At 73.5% G+C, this 23,142-nt stretch carries 18 protein-coding genes and 1 rRNA gene; 4 read left to right on the top strand and 15 right to left on the bottom strand.

Annotation, left to right across the window (positions count from 1 at the left end; translation table 11 throughout):
• Window positions 1-41: 41 nt before the first annotated feature.
• The 3 genes from IG94_RS0123930 to pyrG all read right to left on the bottom strand — a co-directional run bounded on the left by IG94_RS0123930 (window position 42) and on the right by pyrG (window position 4,782).
• Window positions 42-2,078: a tetratricopeptide repeat protein gene (locus IG94_RS0123930; protein ID WP_043484417.1), complete on the bottom strand. Its 2,037-nt coding sequence runs from the start codon at window positions 2,076-2,078 to the stop codon at window positions 42-44.
• Window positions 2,079-2,376: 298 nt separating this feature from the next.
• Entirely contained in the window at window positions 2,377-3,012 is a 636-nt protein-coding gene (locus tag IG94_RS0123925) for an NUDIX domain-containing protein (RefSeq protein WP_031040749.1), read from the bottom strand.
• A 102-nt stretch (window positions 3,013-3,114) separates the two neighbouring features.
• Window positions 3,115-4,782 carry a CTP synthase gene (gene pyrG / locus IG94_RS0123920; RefSeq protein WP_031040746.1) on the bottom strand — a complete coding sequence of 556 codons (1,668 nt, stop codon included), beginning with the start codon at window positions 4,780-4,782 and terminating at the stop codon, window positions 3,115-3,117.
• A 619-nt stretch (window positions 4,783-5,401) separates the two neighbouring features.
• Here pyrG and IG94_RS0123915 point away from each other — a divergent pair.
• Complete coding sequence (locus tag IG94_RS0123915; RefSeq protein ID WP_031040743.1) at window positions 5,402-7,204, top strand: glycoside hydrolase family 15 protein; 1,803 nt, start codon at window positions 5,402-5,404, stop codon at window positions 7,202-7,204.
• Window positions 7,205-7,498: 294 nt separating this feature from the next.
• Window positions 7,499-9,145 carry a PucR family transcriptional regulator gene (locus tag IG94_RS0123910; RefSeq protein ID WP_031040738.1) on the top strand — a complete coding sequence of 549 codons (1,647 nt, stop codon included), beginning with the start codon at window positions 7,499-7,501 and terminating at the stop codon, window positions 9,143-9,145.
• A gap of 168 nt (window positions 9,146-9,313) precedes the next feature.
• Here IG94_RS0123910 and IG94_RS0123905 read toward each other — a convergent pair whose 3' ends face one another.
• The 5 genes from IG94_RS0123905 to IG94_RS0123885 form a co-directional block, all read right to left on the bottom strand.
• Window positions 9,314-10,462 carry a glycosyltransferase family 4 protein gene (locus IG94_RS0123905; RefSeq protein ID WP_031040735.1) on the bottom strand — a complete coding sequence of 383 codons (1,149 nt, stop codon included), beginning with the start codon at window positions 10,460-10,462 and terminating at the stop codon, window positions 9,314-9,316.
• A gap of 502 nt (window positions 10,463-10,964) precedes the next feature.
• Window positions 10,965-12,707 (bottom strand): DNA repair protein RecN, encoded by a 1,743-nt coding sequence (gene recN, locus IG94_RS0123900; protein ID WP_031040732.1) that lies wholly within the window; start codon window positions 12,705-12,707, stop codon window positions 10,965-10,967.
• A gap of 163 nt (window positions 12,708-12,870) precedes the next feature.
• The gene (locus tag IG94_RS0123895; protein ID WP_031040730.1) at window positions 12,871-13,776 is read right to left on the bottom strand and encodes an NAD kinase; all 906 of its coding nucleotides are present in this window, start codon (window positions 13,774-13,776) and stop codon (window positions 12,871-12,873) included.
• Window positions 13,773-14,588, bottom strand: coding sequence for a hemolysin (locus tag IG94_RS0123890; protein WP_031040727.1), 816 nt, complete (start codon window positions 14,586-14,588; stop codon window positions 13,773-13,775). The genes IG94_RS0123895 and IG94_RS0123890 overlap by 4 nt, the downstream gene beginning before the upstream one ends.
• A gap of 7 nt (window positions 14,589-14,595) precedes the next feature.
• Window positions 14,596-14,922 (bottom strand): hypothetical protein, encoded by a 327-nt coding sequence (locus IG94_RS0123885; RefSeq protein WP_031040725.1) that lies wholly within the window; start codon window positions 14,920-14,922, stop codon window positions 14,596-14,598.
• 40 nt (window positions 14,923-14,962) lie between these two features.
• Here IG94_RS0123885 and IG94_RS0123880 point away from each other — a divergent pair, with 40 nt between their 5' ends.
• Complete coding sequence (locus IG94_RS0123880; RefSeq protein ID WP_031040723.1) at window positions 14,963-15,310, top strand: sterol-binding protein; 348 nt, start codon at window positions 14,963-14,965, stop codon at window positions 15,308-15,310.
• Window positions 15,311-15,381: 71 nt separating this feature from the next.
• On the opposite strand, the gene IG94_RS0123875 is transcribed toward IG94_RS0123880, so the two are convergent.
• From IG94_RS0123875 to IG94_RS0123860, 4 genes are all read right to left on the bottom strand, one after another.
• Entirely contained in the window at window positions 15,382-16,269 is an 888-nt protein-coding gene (locus tag IG94_RS0123875; RefSeq protein WP_107060658.1) for an ABC transporter ATP-binding protein, read from the bottom strand.
• Window positions 16,266-17,357 carry a FecCD family ABC transporter permease gene (locus IG94_RS0123870; protein ID WP_107060657.1) on the bottom strand — a complete coding sequence of 364 codons (1,092 nt, stop codon included), beginning with the start codon at window positions 17,355-17,357 and terminating at the stop codon, window positions 16,266-16,268. Before IG94_RS0123870 ends, IG94_RS0123875 begins: the two co-directional genes overlap by 4 nt.
• Entirely contained in the window at window positions 17,354-18,400 is a 1,047-nt protein-coding gene (locus IG94_RS0123865; protein WP_031040715.1) for a FecCD family ABC transporter permease, read from the bottom strand. Before IG94_RS0123865 ends, IG94_RS0123870 begins: the two co-directional genes overlap by 4 nt.
• A 113-nt stretch (window positions 18,401-18,513) precedes the next feature.
• A complete protein-coding gene (locus IG94_RS0123860; protein ID WP_031040712.1) occupies window positions 18,514-19,545 on the bottom strand; it encodes an HAD hydrolase-like protein in 1,032 nt (343 codons plus the stop codon).
• Window positions 19,546-19,617: 72 nt separating this feature from the next.
• Between IG94_RS0123860 and IG94_RS0123855 the strand changes: the two genes are divergently transcribed.
• Entirely contained in the window at window positions 19,618-20,913 is a 1,296-nt protein-coding gene (locus tag IG94_RS0123855; RefSeq protein ID WP_031040709.1) for a DUF1015 domain-containing protein, read from the top strand.
• Window positions 20,914-21,015: 102 nt separating this feature from the next.
• On the opposite strand, the gene IG94_RS43180 is transcribed toward IG94_RS0123855, so the two are convergent.
• The 3 genes from IG94_RS43180 to rrf form a co-directional block, all read right to left on the bottom strand.
• Window positions 21,016-21,765: a tetratricopeptide repeat protein gene (locus IG94_RS43180; RefSeq protein ID WP_206269864.1), complete on the bottom strand. Its 750-nt coding sequence runs from the start codon at window positions 21,763-21,765 to the stop codon at window positions 21,016-21,018.
• Window positions 21,657-22,742, bottom strand: coding sequence for a hypothetical protein (locus IG94_RS43175; RefSeq protein ID WP_224326296.1), 1,086 nt, complete (start codon window positions 22,740-22,742; stop codon window positions 21,657-21,659). The genes IG94_RS43180 and IG94_RS43175 overlap by 109 nt, the downstream gene beginning before the upstream one ends.
• Before the next feature lie 99 nt (window positions 22,743-22,841).
• Window positions 22,842-22,958: ribosomal RNA gene (gene rrf / locus IG94_RS0123840) — 5S ribosomal RNA — on the bottom strand.
• Window positions 22,959-23,142: the final 184 nt, after the last annotated feature.

Raw genomic sequence — 23,142 nt, 5'->3', positions numbered from 1 at the left:
AGTTTAATGAAGGCGTTCTCTGTGTCTAGCCTTTCAAAGCATCAATCTTCATCGGGTGCGCCGCGTGTTTCGCAGGCATCATCGGGTTCTTCCCTCAGCATGCGCTCGGCCGTGCTCCGCTGCAGGCCGGCCGCGACGGGATCGCCGAGCCGGTCGAAGGTGTCGGCGAGCCGCAGGTGGAGGGCGGCCTGGAGCCGGTCGTCCTCGGCCCGGCGGGCCCATTCGACGGCCTCCTGGCAGGTCCGCAGCGATTCCTCCGGCCGCCCGGCGTACTCCTGGACCCGGGCCAGCTCGGACAGCGACCGCGCGTGCGCGGCGACGTCGCCGCCCTTGCGGTGTCCGGCCACCGCCGCGCGCCAGGCCCGCACCGCCTCGCCGTAGCGGCCGGCATAGGTGTGGGCGGTGGCGATACGCCCGTACACCCGGGCGGCGTCGGCCCGCTCGTCCCGGGCCAGCCGCTGGGCGAGGGCCCGGCCGAACCAGTCGGCGGCGCGGTCGTAGTCCCCCAGTTCCAGGTGGGCGCCGCCCACGGATTCCATCGCGCGGCCGGTCGCGTACGGGTCGTTCGCCTCGCGTCCCGCGTCCAGCGCGGCCCGGTAGCGCACCAGGGCCTCGGTGGTGCGGCCGGTGCGGGCGTCGAGGTCGGCGAGGTTGAGCAGGGCCGCGGCCTTCTCGCGGGGCAGTTCGCGGCGTTCGGCCACGTCGAGCACGAGGCGGTGGATGCCGTACAGGTCGGGGGCCGCCGCGTGGGTGCCGAAGTGGGCCACCACGGCCCGCACCAGCTGGGACATCAGCCTGCGGGCGAGGGTGTCCAGTTCTCCGTCGGCGACCGCGAGGCGGGCCGAGGCGAGCAGGGCGGGGCGCCGGGCGCGCAGCCAGTCGGCGGCGGCCCTGGGATGCGGGAAGCGCAGGTCGCGCGGTGTGGCGAGGAGCTTCTCGCGGGCCTGCGGGCTGTCGGTCTCGGTGACCGCCCGGCAGGACTGGAGCAGCCGGACCGTCCGCTCCAGCATCCGGGCGCGGGCCAGTTGCAGCTCGGCGGGCCGGTCGTGCTTGCGGGCGAGCCGGCTCAGCCGGTCGTGCAGGCAGCCGGGGACCTCGTACTCGGGGGCCGCGGACTGCGGGGAGCCGGTCGCGCGCAGCAGCCCGAGGCCGACGAAGTCGTCCAGGGTGGTGCGGGCGCCGCTCAGCGAGCAGCCGGCGAGCGCGGAGGCGGTGTGCGGGTCGACGAGGCCCGCGGGGGCGAGGGAGAGCAGGCGCAGCATCCGCGCGGCGGGGCTCGGCAGGGAGCCGTAGACGAGGCGGAAGACGCGGCCGAGCGCGGTGCTCTCGTCGCTCTCGGCGTGGACGTGTCTGGCGAGGTCGGCGACGGCCGCCTGGGGTCGGGCGGCGAGCCAGCCGCCCGCCAGGGTCAGCGCGGCGGGCTGGGCCTGGCAGACCTCGACCAGCTGCTCGGCGGCCCGCGGGTCGACGGTGATGCGGACCGAGCCGGTGTACCGGGACAGCAGTTCCACGGCCGACTTGGTGTCCAGCCCCCCGAGGGTGCAGGGGCGGACGTCCGCGATGCCGGTCAGCGGGCCCTCGGCGACGGTGACGGCCAGGCAGTCCGGGGTGTCCGGCAGCAGGGCGTCGACCTGCTCGGCGTCGGCGGCGGCGTCGAGCAGGAGCAGGACCCTGCGGTCGGCCAGGGCGGTGCGCAGGACATCGGTGAGGTCGTCCTCGTCGGCGCCGGGCGGCGCGGACCGGTCCAGTGCGGCGAGCAGTTCGCGGGCGATCCGGTCCACCGGCACGCGCGTGCCGTCCGGCTCGCTGAGTCTGGCCCGCAGCACGCCGTCGGGGTAGTCGTCCGCGACCCGGGCCGCGAGTTCCTCGGCGAGCGCGGTGCGGCCGGAGCCGGGCCGGCCCGCGATGAGCAGCACACGCGCGCGGGGGGCCTTGCGTCCGGAGAGGGTGTCCAGGCCGGCGCGCTCGATGTCGGCGCGCAGCTCCTTCAGCTCCCGGGTACGGCCCAGGAACCGCCACTCCTCAGCAGGGTCCTCCGACAGCCGCACGCCGTCCGTGTCCACCGCCTGATCCGTCACGGGCCACACTCCCGATCCCACCGCACGCCGGCGCCCGCCGGAACCCCGGTTCGGGCGTTTCCCGAGCCTAGTTCACGCTCTGCGACGTTCCTGGCGGAGCGCGACGGGCACATCCCCCGATCGGATCAACCGATCGTCACACCGGCAGGGTGGGACTCACCCGAGGCGACCCGAGGCAGGCCCGGCGCGGGGCGCGGCGGCACGGGTCACCTTCGCCGGGACGCCGGACCGAGACGGGGCGCTGGAACGGGCCGGCTCACGCCGGGAACGGGACAGCTCACGCCTGGAACGGAACGGCTTACGCCTGGAACGGGCGGGCCGGCCACGGGGCCTCGGCCGGGCGCAGCGACTCGACACCGTCGCCCCGTTCCGCCGCGACCAGCGAGAGCACGCCCACCACCAGGCAGTTGTTGTGCAGCTCCCCCGCGAGCACGCCCCGGACCAGGTCCGCGACGGGCACCCGCTCCAGCTCCATGTCGGCCTCTTCGTCCTCGACCTCGAAGCGCTCGCCCTCGGCCTCGGAGAGGTTGCGGGCGAGGAAGATCCGCACGGCCTCGTCGCAGCCGCCGGGGGTGGTGTAGACGTCGGTCAGCACCCGCCAGTCCTCGGCCTTGACGTGCGCCTCCTCGTACAGCTCGCGCTGGGCGGCGTGCAGCGGGTTCTCACCGGGGACGTCGAGCAGCCCGGCCGGGATCTCCCACAGCTTCTCGCGCACGGGGTGCCGGTACTGCCGGATGACCAGGACCCGGCCCGCGTCGTCCAGGGCGAGGACGGCCACGGAGCCGGGGTGGACCTGGTAGTCGCGGGTCACCACGGAGCCGTCGGGCATGACCACGTCGTCCGTGCGGACCGAGGTCTTCTTGCCCTGGAACGGGGTCCGCGTGCCCCGGACCTCCCACGCCTCGGCGGTGTCCTTGATCGTCCTGCCCGTCATGCCTGACCTGCCCTTTCGAACGTACGCGAAAGCCGGGGCCCGTGACGTGAGTGCGCGGACCCCGGCAACCGTACAACTGGTGTGCCTGTGCTGCTCCGACCGCTACTTCGACGTCTTGCGCTCGACGGCGGCCTTGACCAGCCCGGCGAAGAGCGGGTGCGGGCGGGTCGGGCGCGAGCGCAGCTCCGGGTGCGCCTGGGTGGCGACCAGGTACGGGTGGACGTCGCGCGGGTACTCGACGTACTCGACGAGCTTGCCGTCCGGGGAGGTGCCAGAGAAGACGAGGCCGGCCTTCTTCTCCAGCTCCGCGCGGTAGGCGTTGTTCACCTCGTAGCGGTGGCGGTGCCGCTCCTCGACGTACTCCTTGCCGTCGTAGACCTCGCGCACGATGGAGCCCTCGGCCAGCTTCGCCGGGTACATGCCGAGCCGCATGGTGCCGCCCATGTCGCCCTCGCCGGCCACGATGTCCAGCTGCTCGGCCATGGTGGAGATGACCGGGTGGGCGGTGGCGGGGTCGAACTCGGTGGAGTTGGCGTCCAAGACGCCGGCGAGGTTGCGCGCGGCCTCGACCACGATGCACTGCAGGCCCAGGCAGAGGCCGAGCAGCGGGATCCGGTTCGTGCGGGCGTACTCGATCGCGCCGACCTTGCCGAGTACGCCGCGGTCGCCGAAGCCGCCCGGGATGCAGATCGCGTCGACGTCGCCGAGCTGCGCCTGGGCACCGGCCGGGGTCTTGCAGTCGTCGGACGTGACCCACTTGATCTTCACGCGGGCCCGGTTGGCGAAGCCGCCCGCACGCAGCGCCTCGGTGACCGAGAGGTAGGCGTCCGGCAGGTCGATGTACTTGCCGACCAGGGCCATGACGATCTCGTGCTCGGGCTTGTGGACGCGGTCGAGCAGGTCGTCCCAGGTCGTCCAGTCCACGTCGCGGAACGGCAGGTCCATCTTGCGGACGACGTAGGCGTCCAGGCCCTCGGTGTGGACGACCTTCGGGATGTCGTAGATCGAGCGGGCGTCGGGGCACGCGACCACGGCGGCCTCGTCGACGTCGCACATCAGGGAGATCTTGCGCTTGATCGCGGTCGGGACCTCGCGGTCGCAGCGCAGCACGATCGCGTCGGGCTGGATGCCGATGTTGCGCAGCGCGGCGACCGAGTGCTGGGTCGGCTTGGTCTTCAGCTCGCCCGAGGGGCCGATGTAGGGCAGCAGCGAGATGTGGACCACGAACACGTTGTCCCGGCCGACCTCGTGCCGGACCTGGCGGACGGTCTCCAGGAACGGCAGCGACTCGATGTCGCCGACCGTGCCGCCGACCTCGGTGATCACCACGTCGACCTCGTCCGTCGCCATGCGGCGGATGCGGTGCTTGATCTCGTTGGTGATGTGCGGGATGACCTGCACCGTGTCGCCCAGGTACTCGCCGCGCCGCTCCTTGGCGATGACGGCCGAGTAGACCTGCCCCGTGGTGACGTTGGCGGTGCCGTCCAGGTCGCGGTCGAGGAAGCGCTCGTAGTGGCCGATGTCCAGGTCGGTCTCGGCACCGTCGTTCGTGACGAACACCTCACCGTGCTGGAAGGGGTTCATCGTGCCCGGGTCGACGTTCAGGTAGGGGTCGAGCTTCTGCATCACCACGCGCAGGCCCCGGGCCTTGAGCAGCATGCCGAGGCTGGAGGCGGTCAGCCCCTTGCCCAGCGAGGAGGCGACACCCCCGGTGACGAAGATGTGCTTGGTCGTCGAGGCTGTGCTGTTTCGGAAAACAGAGGGCGGCATGGCCAAGAGGGGGCTCCCGTGGTCGCGGTCTTGGGTGCGGTGCGTTCGTCCTCCGCCCCGGTCGTCCCGGGTGTCGTCGGCGGCGCCGTCGCTGCGGTTCCGGGGTTTCTCTCCCACCGGTCCACGGGCTACCAGCGTATCAGCGCCTCGGGGCGGCGGCTCCCGGCCACCCTCCGCGTACATCCGGACACGCAGGTGGGGGCGTCACACTTTCCTCACCCCGTGGTCACTCGTTCGGCGGACCCCGCTTGCCGGGAGCGGCACACAGATCATCTACGTGCGTCGTATCCTGCTCGGACGTTCGCTGCCGAGCCCGTCCGGCGACGCGGCACCACCCCTCGCCCGTCAGCACCGGAACTACAAGAGCTCGTCAGGTCGTTGAGCAACAACTGTCGTTCGCGGCACCGCACCAATCGTCGTTCGCGGCGCAGCGTTTGGCTCCACGGCCGGACGGCTGCTTTGCTTCATGACTCAACGACACATGACATTCATGTGACGCACGACCCGCATTTCTCGACACACATCCTCTGCACACACACTTTCCTGACCCCACCCTTGACCGCACTAGCGACCGCCCCGACACATGCGGGGTGACGTGGCCGTTCGACTGGAGTTGCACGTGGCCGGGCGCATCGAAGACTACGCACTCATCGGAGACATGCAGACCGCTGCGCTGGTCTGCCGGGACGGCACAGTCGATTGGCTGTGCCTGCCCCGCTTCGACTCGCATGCCATCTTCGCCGGCCTGCTCGGCACCGAAGAGCACGGCTTCTGGCGGCTCGGTCCCGCCCACGCCTCCGACGCCGAGCCGCCCACCGCGGCCCGGCGGACCTACCGCGGGGACTCGCTGGTCCTGGAGTCCGAGTGGGACACCCCGCGCGGCACCGTCCGGGTGACCGATTTCATGCCGCCGCGCGACGGCGCGCCGCAGCTGATCCGGATCGTGGAGGGCGTCTCCGGCCGGGTGCCGATGCGCTCGGAGCTGCGCATGCGGTTCAGCTACGGCCGGGTGGTCCCGTGGGTGCACAAGCACGAGGGCCGCACGGTGGCCGTCGCCGGGCCCGACTCCGTGTGGTTCGACACGGAGGCCGAGACCTACGGCGAGGCGCTGACCACGTACGCGGACTTCACGGTCGCGCCGGGTGACCGGATCGCGTTCACCATCTCGTGGGAGCCCTCGCACAAGGAACCGCCTGCGCTGCCCGAGCCGGAGCAGTCCCTGACGGCCACCGAGGACTTCTGGCGCGACTGGGTCGAGCACTGTACGTACCACGGCCCCTACCGCGAGGCGGTGGTGCGCTCCCTGATCACGCTGAAGGCGCTGACCTACGCCCCCACCGGCGGCATCGTGGCCGCGCCCACCACCTCCCTGCCGGAGGAGATCGGCGGGGTGCGCAACTGGGACTACCGCTACACGTGGCTGCGCGACGCGGCGATCACGCTGTCCTCGCTGCTGCGCACCGGCTACCGCGAGGAGGCCCGCGCCTGGCGCGAGTGGCTGCTGCGCGCGGTCGCCGGGGACCCCGAGAACCTGCAGATCATGTACGGCATCGCGGGCGAGCGCGAGCTGGGCGAGGCGGAGCTCGACTGGCTGCCGGGCTACGAGAACTCCACCCCGGTCCGGGTCGGCAACGGCGCGGCGCACCAGCTCCAGCTGGACGTCTACGGCGAGGTCACCGAGGCCCTGCACCTGGCCCACATGACGGGTCTGGCCCGCAACGACTACGCCTCGGTGCTCCAGCTGAAGCTGATCCGCTACCTGGAGGACCACTGGAACGAGCCGGACGAGGGCATCTGGGAGGTGCGCGGTCCGCGCCGCCACTTCGTGCACTCCAAGGTGATGGCCTGGGTCGCCGTCGACCGCACCATCAAGCTGATCGAGTCCGGCGACGCCGACGGCCCGCTGGAGCGCTGGAAGCAGCTGCGCGACGACATCCACCGGGACGTGTGCGAGAAGGGCTACGACAAGGAACGCAACACCTTCACGCAGTCCTACGGCTCCCGTGAGCTGGACGCCTCGCTGCTGCTGATCCCGCAGATGGGCTTCCTGCCGCCGGACGACAAGCGGGTCATCGGCACCATCGAGGCGATCCAGCGCGAGCTGTCCACGTCGGACGGCTTCATCCTGCGCTACCCGACGGACGGCGACGACGAGGGCGTCGACGGCCTGCCGGGCGACGAGGGCGCCTTCCTCGCCTGCTCGTTCTGGATGGCGGACGACCTGGCGATGATCGGGCGGGTCGACGAGGCGCGCAAGCTCTTCGAGAAACTGCTCTCGCTGCGCAACGACCTCGGTCTGCTGGCCGAGGAGTGGGACCCCCGCCTGAAGCGCCAGGTCGGCAACTTCCCCCAGGCCTTCAGCCACGTCCCCCTGATCGACACGGCCCTCAGGCTGACGGCGAGCGGGGCGTACGGGGGCTGAGCGGGGCCGCCCGGGCGCGGCGCCGGGGCGTCGCGGCGGGCTCGGCGGGCTCGGCGGGGTGCGTCCGTTGGGCGTGCCGGGGCCTCCGGGGTCCGGCCGGCCCGGGCATCGGCCCGGGTCCCGGCCGTCGCCGGGGCCGGTGCGGTGTCGTGACCGCAGGTGCCCGTGCGGGGTGCTGTGCTCCTCGCGTGCGACGGCCACGACGGTGACGCCCCGGGATCGGTGCCCCCGCGGCGCGCGCCGGCCCGCCGGTGGGATGTCCGGGGTGCGTCCGCGCCGGGTAGCGTCCGGCTCATGGACAGCGGCAGGGACAGCGGACTCGACACCCGGGGCGCCGGCATCACCGTGCGGCGGGCGCTGGAGCTGCCGGGGCTGCTCAGCGGCCTGCCGGAGATCCTCGCGGGCGCCGACCGCCTGCACCGCACTGTGCGCTGGGTGCACGCCGGAGAGGTGCCCAACATCGCCTCGCTCCTCAAGGGCGGCGAGCTGCTGCTGACCACCGGGTACGGTCTCGGCACCCGGCCCGCCGAGCAGCGGGCGTTCGTCCGCACGCTGGCCGACCGCGGCATCGCGGCCCTCGTCGTGGAGCTGGGCCCGCGTTTCGCGCGGCTGCCCGCGGCCCTCGTCGACACCGCCCGAACGGCCGGGCTGCCCCTGGTCCAGCTGCACCGGGAGGTGCCGTTCGTGACGGTCACCGAGGAGATCCACACCGAGATCGTCAACGGCCACTACGCGCTGCTCCAGCGGGCCGAGGAAGTGGACCGGCGGTGCACGCGGGCCCTGCTGGACGGCGGCGGGGTGCCGCAGGTGCTCGGCATCCTGGCCGGCTTCGGCGACAACCCGGTCTTCCTGGAGACTCCCGACGGCCGCCTGCTGTACGCCGCCGGATCCGGCCCGGAGGGCGCCGACCCGCTCCAGGTCTGGGAGGGGCTGCGCGGCCCGCACAAGGACGCGCCGCCCCCGGCCGGCTCGGTCCTCGTGGACGTCCCCGGCGGCGGGCCCGGCACCGGGGCGGTCCGCGCGCGGCTGGTCCTGCTGCCGGTGCGGTCGCCGCTGGCGCCGGTGCACCGGATGGCGGCGGAGCGGGCGGCCGGCACCCTCGCCGTGGTGCTGATGCAGGCGCGGCAGGAGGAGGAGCTGGCGGCACGCGGGCGCGGCGACTTCCTCACCGACCTCGCCGAGGGCCGGGTCACCGCGGACGACGCCCCGGCGCAGGCCCGGGTCCTGGGTTTCAAGCCGGGCACCGGCCCGCTGCTGCCGGTGGTGATGCGGCTGGGCGACGCCCTGTCCCCCTCGGGCGGCGGCTGGGCGGTGCTGGCCCGCGCGGTCGCCGAGGAGCTGGCGTCGGTGGGGGTGCCGGCCCTGCTGGGCGTGCGGCCGGTGGAGGGCCGGGTACCGCTGCTCCTCGGGCTGCGCTCGGAGGCGGAGCGGCCGGCCGTCGCGGACCGGGTGGCGGCGGCGCTGCGGGCGGGTGCGGAGCGGGCCGGCATACGGCGGCCCGGCTCCCAGCCGCCGGTCGTGGTCGTCGGCGTGGCGGGCGGCTGGGCGGCGGCCTCGGCGGGTCTGCGGCACGCGGCGGAGACGGCGACGGCCGCACAGGGCCTGCCCGACCGGCCCTGGTACGACGCCCGGCGCCTGGACATCGACCTGCTGCTGTGGCGGCTGCGCGACCATCCGGATCTCGCGGCCTTCGTCGACCGGGCGATCGGCCCGGTGCGCGACCACGACGACCGTGCGAAGCCGCCCCTGCTGCCCACCCTCCAGACCTACCTGGCGCACGCCGGGCGCAAGGCGGAAACGGCCCGGGAGCTCCACCTCAACCGGCAGACGCTCTACAACCGGCTGGCGCGGATCGGCGAACTGCTGGGCACCGACCTCGACGACCCGCAGACCGTCCTGACCCTGAGCCTGGCCCTGCGCGCCCGCCGGCACGTGCCGTAGGGCGTGGGAGGTGCCCCCACTCGCCGCACCGGGCGCCGACCACGTACAACCAGTACGCCGGTCGACGCCCGGCACTCCCCCAGCCTCCGGCCGGGGGGGACCCCCAGAGCACGCGCCTGACGCCGCGAGGCCGCCCTTCGGGCGACGACGGGAATGGTCAGACAGGCCCTAGAGCAGCGGCGTGGGCTGCGTCAGCTCGTCGTAGACGCTGAGGACCTGGGCGACGGTCTCGTCCTCGGTCGGCCACGCGGCCGCCTGCCGCAGGCCCCTGTCCCGCAGCTCGTCCTGCCGCCCCGCGTCGCCGAGCAGCCGGACGACGGCGTCGGCCAGCGCCCCGGCGTCCCCGGGCGGGACGAGTTCGGCGGCGTCACCGACGAGCTCGGGAATGCCGTCCGCGCCGGCGGCGACGAGCGGCACGCGCGCGTGCAGGGCCTCCTGCACGAGGACGGAGCGGCCGGTCTCCCCGCGGCCGGGCAGCAGCGCGAGGTCGGCGGCGGCCAGCAGCTCGGGCACGTCGTCGCGGCTGCCGACCAGCGCCACCGGCAGTTCCTCGGCCTCGATCCGCGCCTGCAACTCCCCGCGCAGCGACCCCTCCCCGGCGACGACGACCAGCGGCGCGGGGTCGAGGCGGCGCCAGGTGTGCGCGGCGTCGAGCAGGACGTCGTACGCACGGTGCCGTTCCAGAGAGCCGACGGCGACCAGCAACGGCCGGTCGACGGCGCCCAGTTCGGCGCGGAGCTTCGGGCGCGGCCCGTCGGGGTCCTCGGGCCCGGCCGGTCCGCCCGTCCGGGTCGGCAGCGCCACGGGGCCGAGCCGGGCGTCCCGTGCCCCCGTGCGCCGCGCCTCGTCGACCAGCTCCGAGGTGGCGCCGAGCACCACGGTGGCGGCCTTCATCACCCGTCGTTCCAGCACCCGCAGCAGGGCGGCACGGGCACCCTCGGCGTGCACCGGCTCGTGCCAGGTGACGACGAGCGGTGTGCGCACCCGCCGCCCGCCGAGCGCCAGGGCGGCCCGGAAGGAGGCGTGCAGTCCGTGCGCGTGCACGATGTCGGCGTCGGCGCACACCGCGCGGAGCGCGGCCACCGACACGGGATCGCTGCTGCGGGGGACGTGCACGTGGTCGGCTCCGGCGCCCGTGAAGTCGTAGGTGCACTCCGCCTCGTCGGGGGCGCACACCGTCACTTTCACGCCCCGGGCGACGAGCCCCGCGGCCAGTGAGCGCACGTGTGCGCTGCTGCCGGCGTTGCCGCCGCCCAGCACCTGAACGGTGCGCAGCGGCGACTGGCCGTGCGGTGCGTGGCTGCTCACGGGGGTCAACTGGCCGGGGCTCCTGGTTCGGCGGGGTCGGTCACGAAGAACGTACAGAAGGACGGTGCGGAGCGCGCGCGCCGCACGCTCTTCCGGTCGTCACTCCGTCAAGGATGCCAGGCCGTACGGGTGTTCCGGCAACGGCGGACATCGCGCGCGAACGGCTCACGGGGCAACGGAACGGCACCAGTTCACTCGCACGAGTGACTGCCGGGGGTCTGGTACCGGGCTCTCACCGCCGCGCGCGGCACAAGAACGCGCCCGACACCGCAGGCCGCGCACCGCACCACGTGGTCGGCCCCACAGCGGTGACGACCTCGACAGCCGCCGTCCCCAGAGCCGCTCCCAGCCGTACGGACCCACGCACCTGAGGCGAAGGGCCGGGAGCCCGGGCCCGGGAGCCCAGACCAGAAGGCCAGAAGGCCAGGGGGCCGGGGAGCCGCAGGCCGTAACCCCACCACCCGCTGCCCGCTGCCCGCCCCCGCGTTCCTCCCCGCTCACCGCCGGAGGCCTACGCGTCGGCGCGTGCCGCCTCCAGCAGTTCCTCCGCGTGGGCGCGGGCGGTCTCCGAGTCCTCCTGCCCGGCGAGCATCCGGGAGAGCTCCCGCACGCGCTCCTCGCCCTCCAGGACCTTCACGCCGGAGCTGGTCACGGACCCGTCGTTGGTCTTCTCCACCAGCAGCTGCCGGTCGGCGAACGCAGCCACCTGCGGCAGATGCGTGACGACCACGACCTGCGCGCTCTTCGCGAGCCGGGCGAGGCGCCGCCCGATCTCCACCGCCGCCTTGCCGCCGACACCGGCGTCGACCTCGTCGAAGAGGTACGTCGGCACCGGGTCCGTGCCCGCGAACACGACCTCCACGGCCAGCATCACGCGCGACAGCTCACCGCCGGACGCGCCCTTGGCGATCGGCCGCGGCGGTGCCCCGGGGTGCGGGGCGAGCAGCAGCTCGACCTCGTCGGCGCCGGAGGGGCCGTACGCGACCGGCCGGCCGCCCACCTCCACGCCCTCCGCGTCCTCGGTCTGCCGGATCGCGAACGACACGCGCGCGTGGGGCATGGCGAGCGAGGCCAGCTCGGCGGTCACCGCGGCGGCGAACCGCTCGGCGGCCTCGGTGCGCGCGTCCGTCAACGCCTGCGCGAGGCCGCCCAGCTCCGCCCGCAGCGCGTCGCGCTCCGCGGTCAGCTCGCCGATCCGCTCGTCGTCGCCGTCCAGCTCGGTCAGCCGCGCGGCACCCTGCTCGGCCCAGGTCAGCACGGCGGTCACGTCCTCGCCGTACTTCCGGGTCAGCGCGGTGAGCGCGGCCCGGCGCTCCTCGACCGCCGCCAGCCGCAGCGGGTCGGCGTCCAGGTCGTCGGCGTACCCGGCGAGTTCGCCGGCCACGTCGCGCAGCAGGATCCCGACCTCGCCGATCCGTTCGGCGAGCGAGGCGAGCGCCGGGTCGTGCGACCGGACGGCGTCCAGGGCCCGCTGCGCGCCCGCGACGAGCGTCGCCGCGTCCACGCCCTCGGGGTCCTCGGGGTTGCCCGCGAGGGCGGCGTGGGCGGCCGTGGCGGCCGACGCGAGCGCCTCGGCGTGGCCCAGCCGCTCCGCCTCCTCCGCCAGCTCCACGTCCTCACCGGCGCGCGGCTCGACCGCGGCGACCTCGTCGAGGCCGTAGCGCAGCAGGTCCGCCTCCTGGGCGCGTTCCCGCGCGCGCGTGGTGATCTCGTCCAGCTCGGTGGCGACGGCCCGCAGCCGCCGGTAGGCCTCGGTGTACTTGGCGAGCGGTCCGGCGACCGCGCCCCCCGCGTACCGGTCCAGGGCCTGCCGCTGCCGGGACTGCTTGAGCAGCCCCTGCTGATCGGTCTGCCCGTGCACCGCGACGAGTTCGTCGGCCAGCTCGGCGAGCATCCCCACCGGCACCGACCGCCCGCCCAGATGCGCGCGGGAGCGCCCTTCGGCGGAGACGGTACGGCTGATCAGCAGCGCCCCGTCGTCCAGCTCGGCCCCGGCCTCCTCGGCCCGGACGGCGGCCGAGGCGTTTCCGGGCACGCCGATACGCCCCTCGACGACCGCGTTCTTGGCCCCGATCCGCACCAGCGCCGCATCCGCGCGTCCGCCGAGCAGCAAGCCGAGGCTGGTGACCACCATGGTCTTGCCGGCCCCCGTCTCACCGGTGACAGCGGTGAACCCGGGCGACAGCTCGACCACGGCGTCGTCGATGACACCGAGCGACCGTATCCGCATCTCCTCAAGCACGGACACGACCATACGAGGTCGAGGACGGGAAACGCACACAGCCCACCCTTGTCACGCGGGGAAGGCCCATGCCGCCAGGGGCGCGGGACCGTGCTGACAGCGGCTGCGCCGCGGGGCGCGACCAGCCACGACGCACCCGCACCCCGTGACGCACCGAACCACCCTTTCGAGACCGCTAATGCGGCGCCCCGCGCCACCCGGAAACGGGCAACGCGAACTTCGCCACCAACCGATCAGTGAACGAAGCGTGGTGCAGCCGCGCCAGCCGCACCGGCACCGCCCCCCGCCGCACCTCCACCCGCGCGCCCGGCGGCAGCTCCACCGTCCGCCGCCCGTCGCACCACAGCACCCCCGGAGGGATGTGCGGCAGCACCTCCACCGCGAGCACCGAGTCCGGCGAGGTCACCAGCGGCTTCGCGAACAGCGCGTGCGCGCTGATCGGCACCATCAGCAGCGCCTCCACCTCGGGCCACACCACCGGCCCGCCGGCCGAGAAGGCGTACGCCGTCGAGCCGGTCGGCGTCGACAGCACGATGCCGTCGCAGCCGAACCCCGTCACCGGCCGCCCGTCGATCTCCAGGACGACTTCGAGGAGCTTCTCGGCGCCGGCCTTCTGCACGGCGGCCTCGTTCAGCGCCCAGTCGGTGTGCACGATGTCGCCGTTGCGGTGCACGACGACGTCGACGGTCATCCGCTCCTCGACCTCGTAGGCCCGGTGCACCACCCGGTCGACGACCTTGTCGAGGTCGTCGCGCTCGGCCTCCGCGAGAAATCCGACCCGGCCCAGGTTGACGCCCAGCATCGGCACCCCGGAGGCGCGGGCGAACTCGGCGCCGCGCAGCAGCGTGCCGTCGCCGCCCAGCACGATGAGCAGCTCGCATCCGTCGAGGCACTGCGGCGTGGCCTCGCTGATCAGCTCCACCTCGCCCGGCAGCGGCAGGTCGCGCGCCTCGGCCTCCAGGACCCGTACGCCGATCCCGGCCTGCAGCAGCCCCCCGACCACCAGCTCCGCGCTGCGGATGGCGGCGGGACGCCCGGTGTGGGCGAGCAGGAAAACGGTTCTCGCTCGGTTCTGTGTCAACGCGGCCCCTCCGCCACTGCACGGTCAACGTCGGCCGGGTCCGGTGCGTCGGCCCCGGCCCGCAGCCACAGAAAGTACTCGACGTTCCCGGAGGGGCCCGGCAGCGGACTGGCGGTGACCCCCTTCACGCCGAGCCCCAGCTCCCAGGCCCTGCGGGCGACGCCCGTCACGGCCTCCGCCCGCAACTGCGCACTGCGGACCACTCCCCCGCTGCCCAGCCGCTCCTTGCCCACCTCGAACTGCGGCTTCACCATCATCACCAGGTCGGCGTCCGGGCGCGTGCACCGCAGCAGCGCGGGCAGCACCAGTCCGAGCGGGATGAAGGACAGATCCCCCACGACAAGATCCACGGGCTCCCCATCGATCGCTTCCAACGTCAATTCGCGTACGTTCGTACGGTCCTTCACGGTGACGCGTTCATCCTGCCGCAGAGTCCAGGCGAGTTGTCCGTATCCGACGTCCACGGCGACGACGTGCGCGGCGCCCGACCGCAGCAGTACGTCGGTGAAGCCGCCGGTGGAGGCGCCGGCGTCCAGCGCCCGCCGCCCCTCGACCAACAGCCCCTGCGGCACGAAGGCCGCGAGGGCGCCGGCGAGTTTGTGGCCGCCGCGCGAGACGTAGTCGGGATCGCCGTCGTCGGCGCTCACCACGATCGCCGCGGCGGTCTCCACCTGCGTGGCCGGCTTGGTCGCGACGGTCTTGCCGACGGCGACCCGCCCGGCGGCGATCAGCTGGCTCGCGTGCTCGCGCGAACGCGCCAGCTTGCGGCGCACCAGCTCCGCGTCCAGACGGCGGCGTGCGACTCCTGCCACGTTCGGTTCAGCTCCTGCGGTCGTACGGTGCGGACGGCGACGGGGGTGCCGGGGTCCCCGGAGGTCCCGCGGGCCCCGGGCGGGCGTCGAGCGCGGTGAGCGCGTCGCGCAGCCCCCGGTGTACATCCTCGTACACCTCGACGTGTCCGTCCGTGGCCAGGTGGTCGGCGTCGGCCAGCCGCGCCAGCCGCGCGTCGACCCCGGCGTCCCCGGTGGGGGTGCGCGGGACGTCCAGCGGAGCGGGGGCCGCGGGCTCGTACCCGGGGCTCTCGGGCGGCCCGGACTCCGCCTGCTCGGCTGCCGGCTGCTCCGGCTCCGGTACTGCGTCGTTCATGCCCCGACGCTACCCCGTGGCTGGGGTACGGTCGGTCCCGATGGCGACGACGGAGGAGTGCCGTGCCGCACTCGACAGGCTCTCGGAGAACATGCGCGGCGCCGAGGGGGAGGTGCGGGCGGCGACGGACCTGGACCGCTCGGTCAGCTGCCACGTCACCGACCTGGACGTCACCTTCGCCGGACGCATGACGGGCGGCGGGATCGACGTGCGCGAGACCCTCCAGGGGCCGCCGCGGGAGAAGGCGGAGATCAGGCTCGCGATGACCGGCGACGACCTGGTGGCCCTGGTGGCGGGCGAGCTGAACTTCGCCAGGGCCTGGGGCTCGGGCCGGGTGAGGCTGGAGGCGGGCCTGCGCGACCTGTTCCGGCTCAGGAAGCTCCTGTGACCGGCGGCTCTCCGCACCCGACCGGCCGTCAGGACATCCGGCCGGCTCCAGGTCACCCGGCCGGCTCGGCTTCAGGAGGCCTTCGCGGCGGCTGCCCTCTCCGGCGTGCCGGTGACCGCGCCCCGTGCCTTGCGCGCGGCCGGCACCACCAGCGGCGTACCGGTCTCCGGGTCGTCGATGACCTGGCAGCGCAGCCCGAAGACCCGCTCGACCAGGTCGGCCGTGACGATGTCCTTCGGCGCCCCCTCCGCGATGATCTTCCCCTCGCGCAGGGCGATGAGGTGGGTCGCGTAGCGGGCGGCGTGGTTGAGGTCGTGCAGGACGGCGACGAGGGTGCGGCCCTGTTCCTCGTGCAGCTCCGCGCAGAGGTCGAGGACGTCGATCTGGTGCTGGATGTCCAGGTACGTCGTCGGCTCGTCGAGCAGCAGCAGCGGGGTCTGCTGGGCGAGCGCCATGGCGATCCACACGCGCTGGCGCTGGCCGCCGGAGAGTTCGTCGACGTAGCGTTCGGCCAGTTCGGAGATGCCGGTCTGGGCCATCGACTCCTGGACGACCCGTTCGTCCTCGGTCGACCACTGGCGCAGCAGGCCCTGGTGCGGGTAGCGGCCGCGGCCGACGAGGTCGCCGACGGTGATGCCGTCGGGTGCGATGGACGACTGGGGCAGCAGGCCGAGAGTCCGCGCGACCTGCTTGGCGGGCGTCGACTGGATGACCGACCCGTCGAGCAGCACCCGGCCCTCGCTCGGCTTGAGCATCCGCGACAGGGCGCGCAGCAGGGTGGACTTGCCGCAGGCGTTCGGCCCGACGATCACCGTGAAGGAGTTGTCGGGTATCTCCACCGACAGCTGCTTCGCGATGACCCGCTGGTCGTAGGCGAGGGTGACGTTCTCGGCGGTGAGGCGGTTCACGTTGCTCCTTTGCTTCTCGGGCCCGCGGCGGGTGCCGGCACCGGCGCTCATATCCGGCCCGCCCTGCGCTCGGTGACCAGCAGCCACAGCAGGTAGACACCGCCGAGCACGCCGGTGACGACGCCCACGGGCAGTTGGTCGGCGCCGAAGGCCCGCTGCGAGATCCAGTCGGCGCTGACCAGCAGGGCGGCGCCCATGCACAGGGACGGCAGGAGATTGGGGCCGGGCGAGCGGGTGAGGCGCCGGGCCAGTTGCGGCGCGGTGAGCGCCACGAAGCTGACCGGCCCCGCGGCGGCGGTCGCGGCGGCGGTCAGCAGGACGGCGGCCACCATCAGCAGGGCACGCACGCGTTCGACGCGCACCCCGAGGGCGTACGAGACGTCGTCGCCCATCTCCATCATCCGCAGCGCCCGTCCCTTGGTGAGGACGAACGGCACGAGCACGGCGCAGAGCGCGAGGAGGGGCCAGACCTGGTCCCAGTCGCGGCCGTTGAGGGAGCCGGTCATCCAGACGACGGCGCGGGAGGCGTCGACGATGTCGGCCCGGGTGAGGAGGTAGCCGTTGGCGGCCGTGACGATCGCGGACACGCCGATACCGACCAGGACCAGCCGGTACCCGTGCACGCCCCGCTTCCAGGCGAGCAGATAGATGGCGAGACCGGTCACCAGGCCGCCGACGAGCGCGCCGGCGGTGACCTGTGCCGAGCTGCCGGAGAACAGGACGATCATGGTGAGCGCACCGGCGGTCGCGCCCTGGCCGAGGCCGAGCACGTCCGGACTGCCGAGCGGGTTGCGGGAGATGGCCTGGAACAGCGCACCGCCCACTCCGAGCGCGCCGCCGACCAGCAGCCCGACGAGGACCCGCGGCAGCCGCAGCTCGTTGACGATGAACTCCTGGCCCGGGTCGCCCCGGCCGACCAGGGTCTTCAGCACGTCGGCGGCCGGTATGTCGAAGTCGCCGGTGCCGATCAGGAGCACGCTCGCGGCCAGCGCGAGGAGCAGCAGCAGGGCGACGACGACCGCGGCCCGGACGTCGAGCCGGAACGACGACCCGCCCGGGCCGCGCACGGTCCGGCCGGCCTTGGCGGCACGCGTGGTCTTCCCGGTCTTCCCCGTCTTCCCGGTCTTCCCTGTCCTCACAGTTGGGCCGTCCTCCGCCGTCGTACGAGATAGATGAAGACCGGCCCGCCGAGGACGGCGGTGACGATGCCGACCTGCAGCTCCGCGGGCCGGGCGACGATCCGGCCGAGGACGTCCGCGCCGAGCAGCAGCACCGGCGACAGGATCGCGGCGTACGGCAGGATCCAGCGCATGTCGGGGCCGGTGAAGGAGCGCACGATGTGCGGGACCATCAGCCCGACGAACACGATGGGCCCGCAGGCCGCGGTCGCCGCGCCGCAGAGCACGGTCGCGGCCAGCATGGACAGCGCCCGGGTGCGGTTCAGGTTGGCGCCGAGGGCCCTGGCGGTGTCGTCGCCCATCTCCATGGCGTTGAGCGGCCGGGACAGCGCGAGGGCGAGGACCGTGCCGGCCACGAAGAAGGGCAGCACCTCCCTGATGGTGCCGTTCGTCGCCGAGGCGAGCGAGCCGACCGTCCAGAAGCGCATCCGGCCCAGTGCCGCGTCGTCCATGATCATGACGGCCTGGAGGTAGCCGAAGAGAGCCGCACTGATCGCCGTTCCGGCCAGCACCAGCCGTACCGGGGTGGCCCCTCGGCTGCCGCCCAGGAACCAGACCAGCGCACCGACCCCGGCCGCGCCGGCGAAGGCGAACCAGACGTACCCGGTCAGTGAGGTGACCCCGAAGAAGGTGATGGCGGTGACGACCGCGGCCGAGGCGCCCGCGTTGATGCCGAGCAGTCCCGGATCGGCCAGCGGATTGCGGGTGAGCGCCTGCAGCACCGCTCCCGCAAGGCCCAGCGCCGCACCGGCCAGCAGCCCGAGCAGGGTTCGTGACAGCCGCTCGCCCACCACGACGTCGCCGTACGTGCCGGTGTCGTGGAACAGGCCGTGCCAGACCTGTGCGAGTGTGAGGTCCTTCGCGCCGACGGCGATGCTCGTCAGCGCGACGAACACCAGGACCGCCACGGATACGGGCAGTCCTGCGGCGCGCAGGGCACGGCGCTTGGCGGGCGGCGCGGGAGCGGTCTCCGCGCGCTGTTCGGGGGGACTGTCGACCAACACGAGGTTAGGCTAGCCTACCCTGCCAAACGATCACGATCCCGAGCACGCCGCCCTGCCCCGCACCGGCCCGGTTCCCGGGCACACTCACAGGACCGACCCGCTTCCCGGCACACTCACAGGCCCAGCCGCGCCAAGGCCTTCCCCGCGTCCAGCCGGCACGCTGCCTCCCCGCCCGCCGTCCAGGCCGCGCCGCACAGCGCCCGCAGCCCGTCCAGCGCCGCGCCGTCGCCCTCCAGCTCCAGCCGCTCCGCACCGGCCGTCGCCGACCAGCCGCCGCACCGGAAGCCCTCGCCGGCGTCGCCGGTGACCTCCGGCTGCCCGGTGAGCAGCCCCCGCAGATCGGCGTCGACGTACGTCGGCCGGTGCTGCGGCGGCGCAGCGAGCAACTGCGCCCCGTCGGTCACGCCGGTCAGCACCAGCAGCGAGTCGACCTCGCCGTTGAACGCGCCCTCGATGTCCGTGTCCAGCCGGTCACCGACCACCAACGGGCGCCGCGCCCCGGTGCGCAGGATCGTCTCCCGGTGCATCGGCGGCAGCGGCTTCCCCGCGACCTGCGGCTCGGCGCCGGTGGCGATGCGGACGACCTCCACCGCCGCCCCGTTGCCGGGGGCGATTCCGCGGGCGCCCGGGATCGTGAGGTCGGTGTTGGAGGCGTACCAGGGCACACCGCGTGCGATGGCGTAGCAGGCCTCGGCGAAACGTCCCCACGGCAGCTCCGGGCCGCCGAAGCCCTGCACGACGGCCGCCGGATCGTCATCGGCCGACTCCACGGGCTCGAGACCGCGCTCGCGCAGCGCCACCCTGAGCCCGTCACCGCCGATCACCAGCACGCGCGCCCCCGAGGGCACCTGCTCGGCGATCAGCCGGGCCACCGCCTGGGCGGAGGTGATGACGTCGGCGGCGTCCGTCGCCGTCCCCAGCTCGGTCAGGTGCGCCGCCACGGTGTCCGGCGTCCGGAGCGCGTTGTTGGTGACGTACGCCAGGCGCATGCCGCCGTCGCGGGCCGCCGTGAGGGACTCCACGGCATGCGCGATCGCGCTCCCCCCGGCGTACACCACGCCGTCCAGGTCGAGCAGCGCCGTGTCGTACGCCTCGCTCAGGGTCCGCCCACTGCCCGCAGGCCTCGTCCCGACGCTCCGGCTCATTGCGCATCGCTCCTCATCAGACGCTTTTCCCCCGATCATCCCCCATGCCACCGACACACGTACGATGCCGGGATGAACTCTGCAGGTCCCCCGGAAGCAACGGCGCGCCGGGGCCTGGAACTCACCCCGTTCCGAGGCCTCCGCTACGACCCCGACCGGGTCGGCAGCCTGGCCGCCGTGACCTCCCCGCCCTACGACGTCGTGGTCCGCCCCGACGGCCTGCTCCACCTCGAGTCCGCCGACCCGCACAACATCGTCCGCCTCATCCTGCCCCAGGCCGCCACCCCCGAGGCCCGCAACGAGCAGGCCGCGCACACCCTGCGGCGCTGGCTGGCCGAGGGCGTCCTGACCACCGACCCCGATCCCGGCCTGTACGTCTATGAACAGCGCGACGGCGACGGCCTGCTGCAACGCGGCCTCATCGGCACCCTGCGCGTGTCGGACCCGGCGGACCAGGTCGTCCTGCCGCACGAGGACGTCATGCCGCACGTGGTCGCCGACCGCGCGGCGCTCATGCGGGCCACCTCGGCCAACCTCGAACCCCTGCTGCTGACCTACCGCGGCGACGACTCCACGAGGACGACGACCGCCCTCGTGGAACGCACCTGTGAACGGCCGCCGCTGCTCTCGACGACCACGGAGGACGGTTTCCACCACCGCCTGTGGTCGGTCACCGACCCCGACACCCTGGCGCGCGTCCGCGGCGAACTGGCCCGGCACCAGGCTCTCATCGCCGACGGCCACCACCGCTGGGCCACGTACCGCACGCTCCGCGCGGAGCACCCCTCGCCCAGCCCCTGGGACCACGGCCTGGTGCTCCTGGTGGACACGGCCCGCTACCCGCTGCGGGTCCGCGCCATCCACCGCCTGCTGCACGACCTGCCGGTGAAGGACGCCGTGGCCGCCCTGGAGGGGCACTTCCGCGTCCGCCGCCTGGCCGCCACAGCACTGCCGCAGGCCCTGGACGCCCTGGCCGAGGCGGCCGGCGCGGGCAACGCCTTCCTCCTCGCCGGTGACGGCGCCTTCCACCTCGTCGACCGGCCGGACCCCGGTCTGCTCTCCCGCACGGTCCCCGCCGACCGCCCGGAGGCCTGGCGCACCCTGGACGCCACCGTCCTGCACGCCACGCTCCTCGCCCACGTCTGGCGCGTCCCCGACGACTCCGCGGCCCACATCTCCTACATCCACGACACCGGGGCCACCGTCGCCAAGGCGGAACGCGACGGCTCCACGGCGGTGCTGATGCACCCGGTCCGCGAGGAAGTCGTTCGCGACCTGGCCCGACAGGGCGTCACGATGCCCCGCAAGTCGACGTCCTTCGGCCCCAAGCCCGCCTCGGGCCTGGTACTGCGCTCGCTCGACGTGTGACCGGGCGACGCCGCGGGTGACGCCGTGGGCGACGGCAGAATCGCCGATGGGGGCGGGCCGGCCAAACCGGTCCCGCCCCCATCGGCGTCAGGCCCGTCGGCCTCAGGCCTTGTCGGCGTCCTCGGCGGAAGAGCCCTCCGCGTCGTTTCCGGCGCCGGGGCCGTCCTCGTCCTCGTCAAGGGCGTCCATGAACTCGACGCCGTCCAGTTCCGCGAGCCGGTCGGAGGCGTCGGTGCTGCCGTCCCGGTCGGATTCCACGGCCTTCGCGAACCACTCCCGCGCCTCCCGCTCCCGGCCCGCGGCCAGCAGCGCGTCGGCGTAGGCGTACCGCAGCCGCGCGGTCCACGGCTGTACGGAGTTGGAGGCCAGCTCGGGGCTCTGCAGCGTCACGATGGCCGCGTCCAGCTGCCCCATGTCACGCCGGGCACCGGCGGCCACGAGCCGCATCTCCACCTGGCCGGCCTTGTCCAGCTTGTGCACCTCGGGAGCGCCCGCCATGTCCAGCGCCTTCTCCGGCCGTCCGAGCCCGCGTTCGCAGTCGGCCATGACCGGCCACAGCTCCACCGACCCGGTCATCCGCCGCGCGGCCCGGAACTCCGCCAGCGCCTCGCCGTACTTCTGGTTGGCGTACGCGGCGAATCCGGCCGCCTCGCGCACGGCGGCCACACGGGACGCGAGGCGCAGGGCCACCCTGGAGTAGCCGTACGCGGCCTCCGGGTCCTCGTCGAGCAGCTGGGCCACCATCACCAGGTTCCTGGCGACGTCCTCCGCGAGCGTCTTCGGCAGACTCTGCAGCTCCTGCCGCACGTCCTTGTCGATCTCGTCGCCGGTGACCTCCTCCGGGATCGGCAGCCGCTTGATCGGCTCGCGGTCGCGGTCCCGCTCCTCGCGGAAACGCCCACCGCCGCCGGGCCGGTCGTCACGCCCCCGGTATCCGCCGCCGGGCCGCCCGCCGCGGTCGTCACGCCGGGGTCCGCGTCCACCGCGATCGTCCCGGCCTCGGAACCCCCCACGGCTGTTGTCGTCCCGACGGAACCCGCCGCGGTCGCCCCGGTCATCACGCCGGAAGGCCGGCCGGTCGTCCCGACGCGCGTCCCGACGGTCATCACGCCGGTCGTCGCGCCGCTCATCGCGACGGTCATCACGCCGGTCGTCACGGCGGAACGACGGACGGTCGTCACGCCTGAACGGAGGGCGGTCGTCACGGCGATCGTCGCGACGGAACCCACCACGCTGCCCGCCCCGGTCATCACCCCGACGGTCGTCACGCCGCTCATCACGCCGGAACGAAGGACGGTCATCGCGCCGCTCATCGCGACGGTCGTCCCGACGGAACGACGGACGGTCGTCACGGCGGTCATCGCGCCGGTCGTCACGGCGATCGTCGCGCCGGAACCCACGGTCCCGGTCACGGTCATCACGACGCGGCCCACGATCACGGTCGTCCCGACGCCCGTATCCGCCGCCGCGGTTGTCACTCCGGCGGTTGTCGTCGCGTCGGTCGTCACGCCTGAACGGAGGGCGGTCGTCACGGCGATCGTCACGACGGAACCCACCACGCTGCCCGCCCCGGTCATCACCCCGACGGTCGTCACGCCGCTCATCACGCCGGAACGAAGGACGGTCATCACGCCGCTCATCACGCCGGTCGTCCCGACGGAACGACGGACGGTCGTCACGCCGGTCATCACGACGGTCATCACGGCGATCGTCGCGCCGGAACCCGCGATCCCGGTCACGGTCATCACGACGCGGCCCACGATCACGGTCGTCCCGACGGAAGCCACCGCGCTGCCCGCCGCGATCCCCACGCTGGCTTCCGCGGTCACCGCGGTCACCGTTGTCCCGTCGACGCTGGTCGCGCTCCGGTCGGTCGTCGGGAGAGTTGGTGGACATCGGTGACTCCTGTCTTCGGTACCGCAAGTCATTCTCGCGCAGCCGGGTACCCCCCACAGGGTCCCCCCTGCAGTACCATCGGCGCTGTAAGGCTTAGCTTCCGGGTTCGAAATGTAACCGGGCGTTTCCCCTACGCTATGACCACCGAAACCCTAATGGTTTCGAGCGAACAAGCACACTCTTCAATTGTTCTGTTCAGCTCGAAAGCCGGCAACGGTTCGTTGCCTCAGAACTAACACAGTGGACGCGAGCAACTGAGGACAAGCCCTCGGCCTATTAGTACCGGTCACCTCCACACCTCACGGTGCTTCCAGATCCGGCCTATCAACCCAG

It is taken from the genome of Streptomyces olivaceus (genome assembly GCF_000721235.1).
In the GTDB taxonomy this organism is placed as follows: domain Bacteria; phylum Actinomycetota; class Actinomycetes; order Streptomycetales; family Streptomycetaceae; genus Streptomyces; species Streptomyces olivaceus.
Note: the sequence above shows the minus strand (reverse complement) of the source record. Positions and strands in the feature narration are given on the sequence as shown.

Bases quoted from the DNA above. Each gene is read 5' to 3' on its own strand.
- IG94_RS0123925 (WP_031040749.1), bottom strand. From the start codon at position 3,012: ATGACGGGCAGGACGATCAAGGACACCGCCGAGGCGTGGGAGGTCCGG.
- pyrG (WP_031040746.1), bottom strand. From the start codon at position 4,782: ATGCCGCCCTCTGTTTTCCGAAACAGCACAGCCTCGACGACCAAGCAC.
- IG94_RS0123910 (WP_031040738.1), top strand. From the start codon at position 7,499: ATGGACAGCGGCAGGGACAGCGGACTCGACACCCGGGGCGCCGGCATC.
- recN (WP_031040732.1), bottom strand. From the start codon at position 12,707: ATGGTCGTGTCCGTGCTTGAGGAGATGCGGATACGGTCGCTCGGTGTC.
- IG94_RS0123885 (WP_031040725.1), bottom strand. From the start codon at position 14,922: ATGAACGACGCAGTACCGGAGCCGGAGCAGCCGGCAGCCGAGCAGGCG.
- IG94_RS0123880 (WP_031040723.1), top strand. From the start codon at position 14,963: ATGGCGACGACGGAGGAGTGCCGTGCCGCACTCGACAGGCTCTCGGAG.
- IG94_RS0123875 (WP_107060658.1), bottom strand. From the start codon at position 16,269: ATGAGCGCCGGTGCCGGCACCCGCCGCGGGCCCGAGAAGCAAAGGAGC.
- IG94_RS0123860 (WP_031040712.1), bottom strand. From the start codon at position 19,545: ATGAGCCGGAGCGTCGGGACGAGGCCTGCGGGCAGTGGGCGGACCCTG.
- IG94_RS0123855 (WP_031040709.1), top strand. From the start codon at position 19,618: ATGAACTCTGCAGGTCCCCCGGAAGCAACGGCGCGCCGGGGCCTGGAA.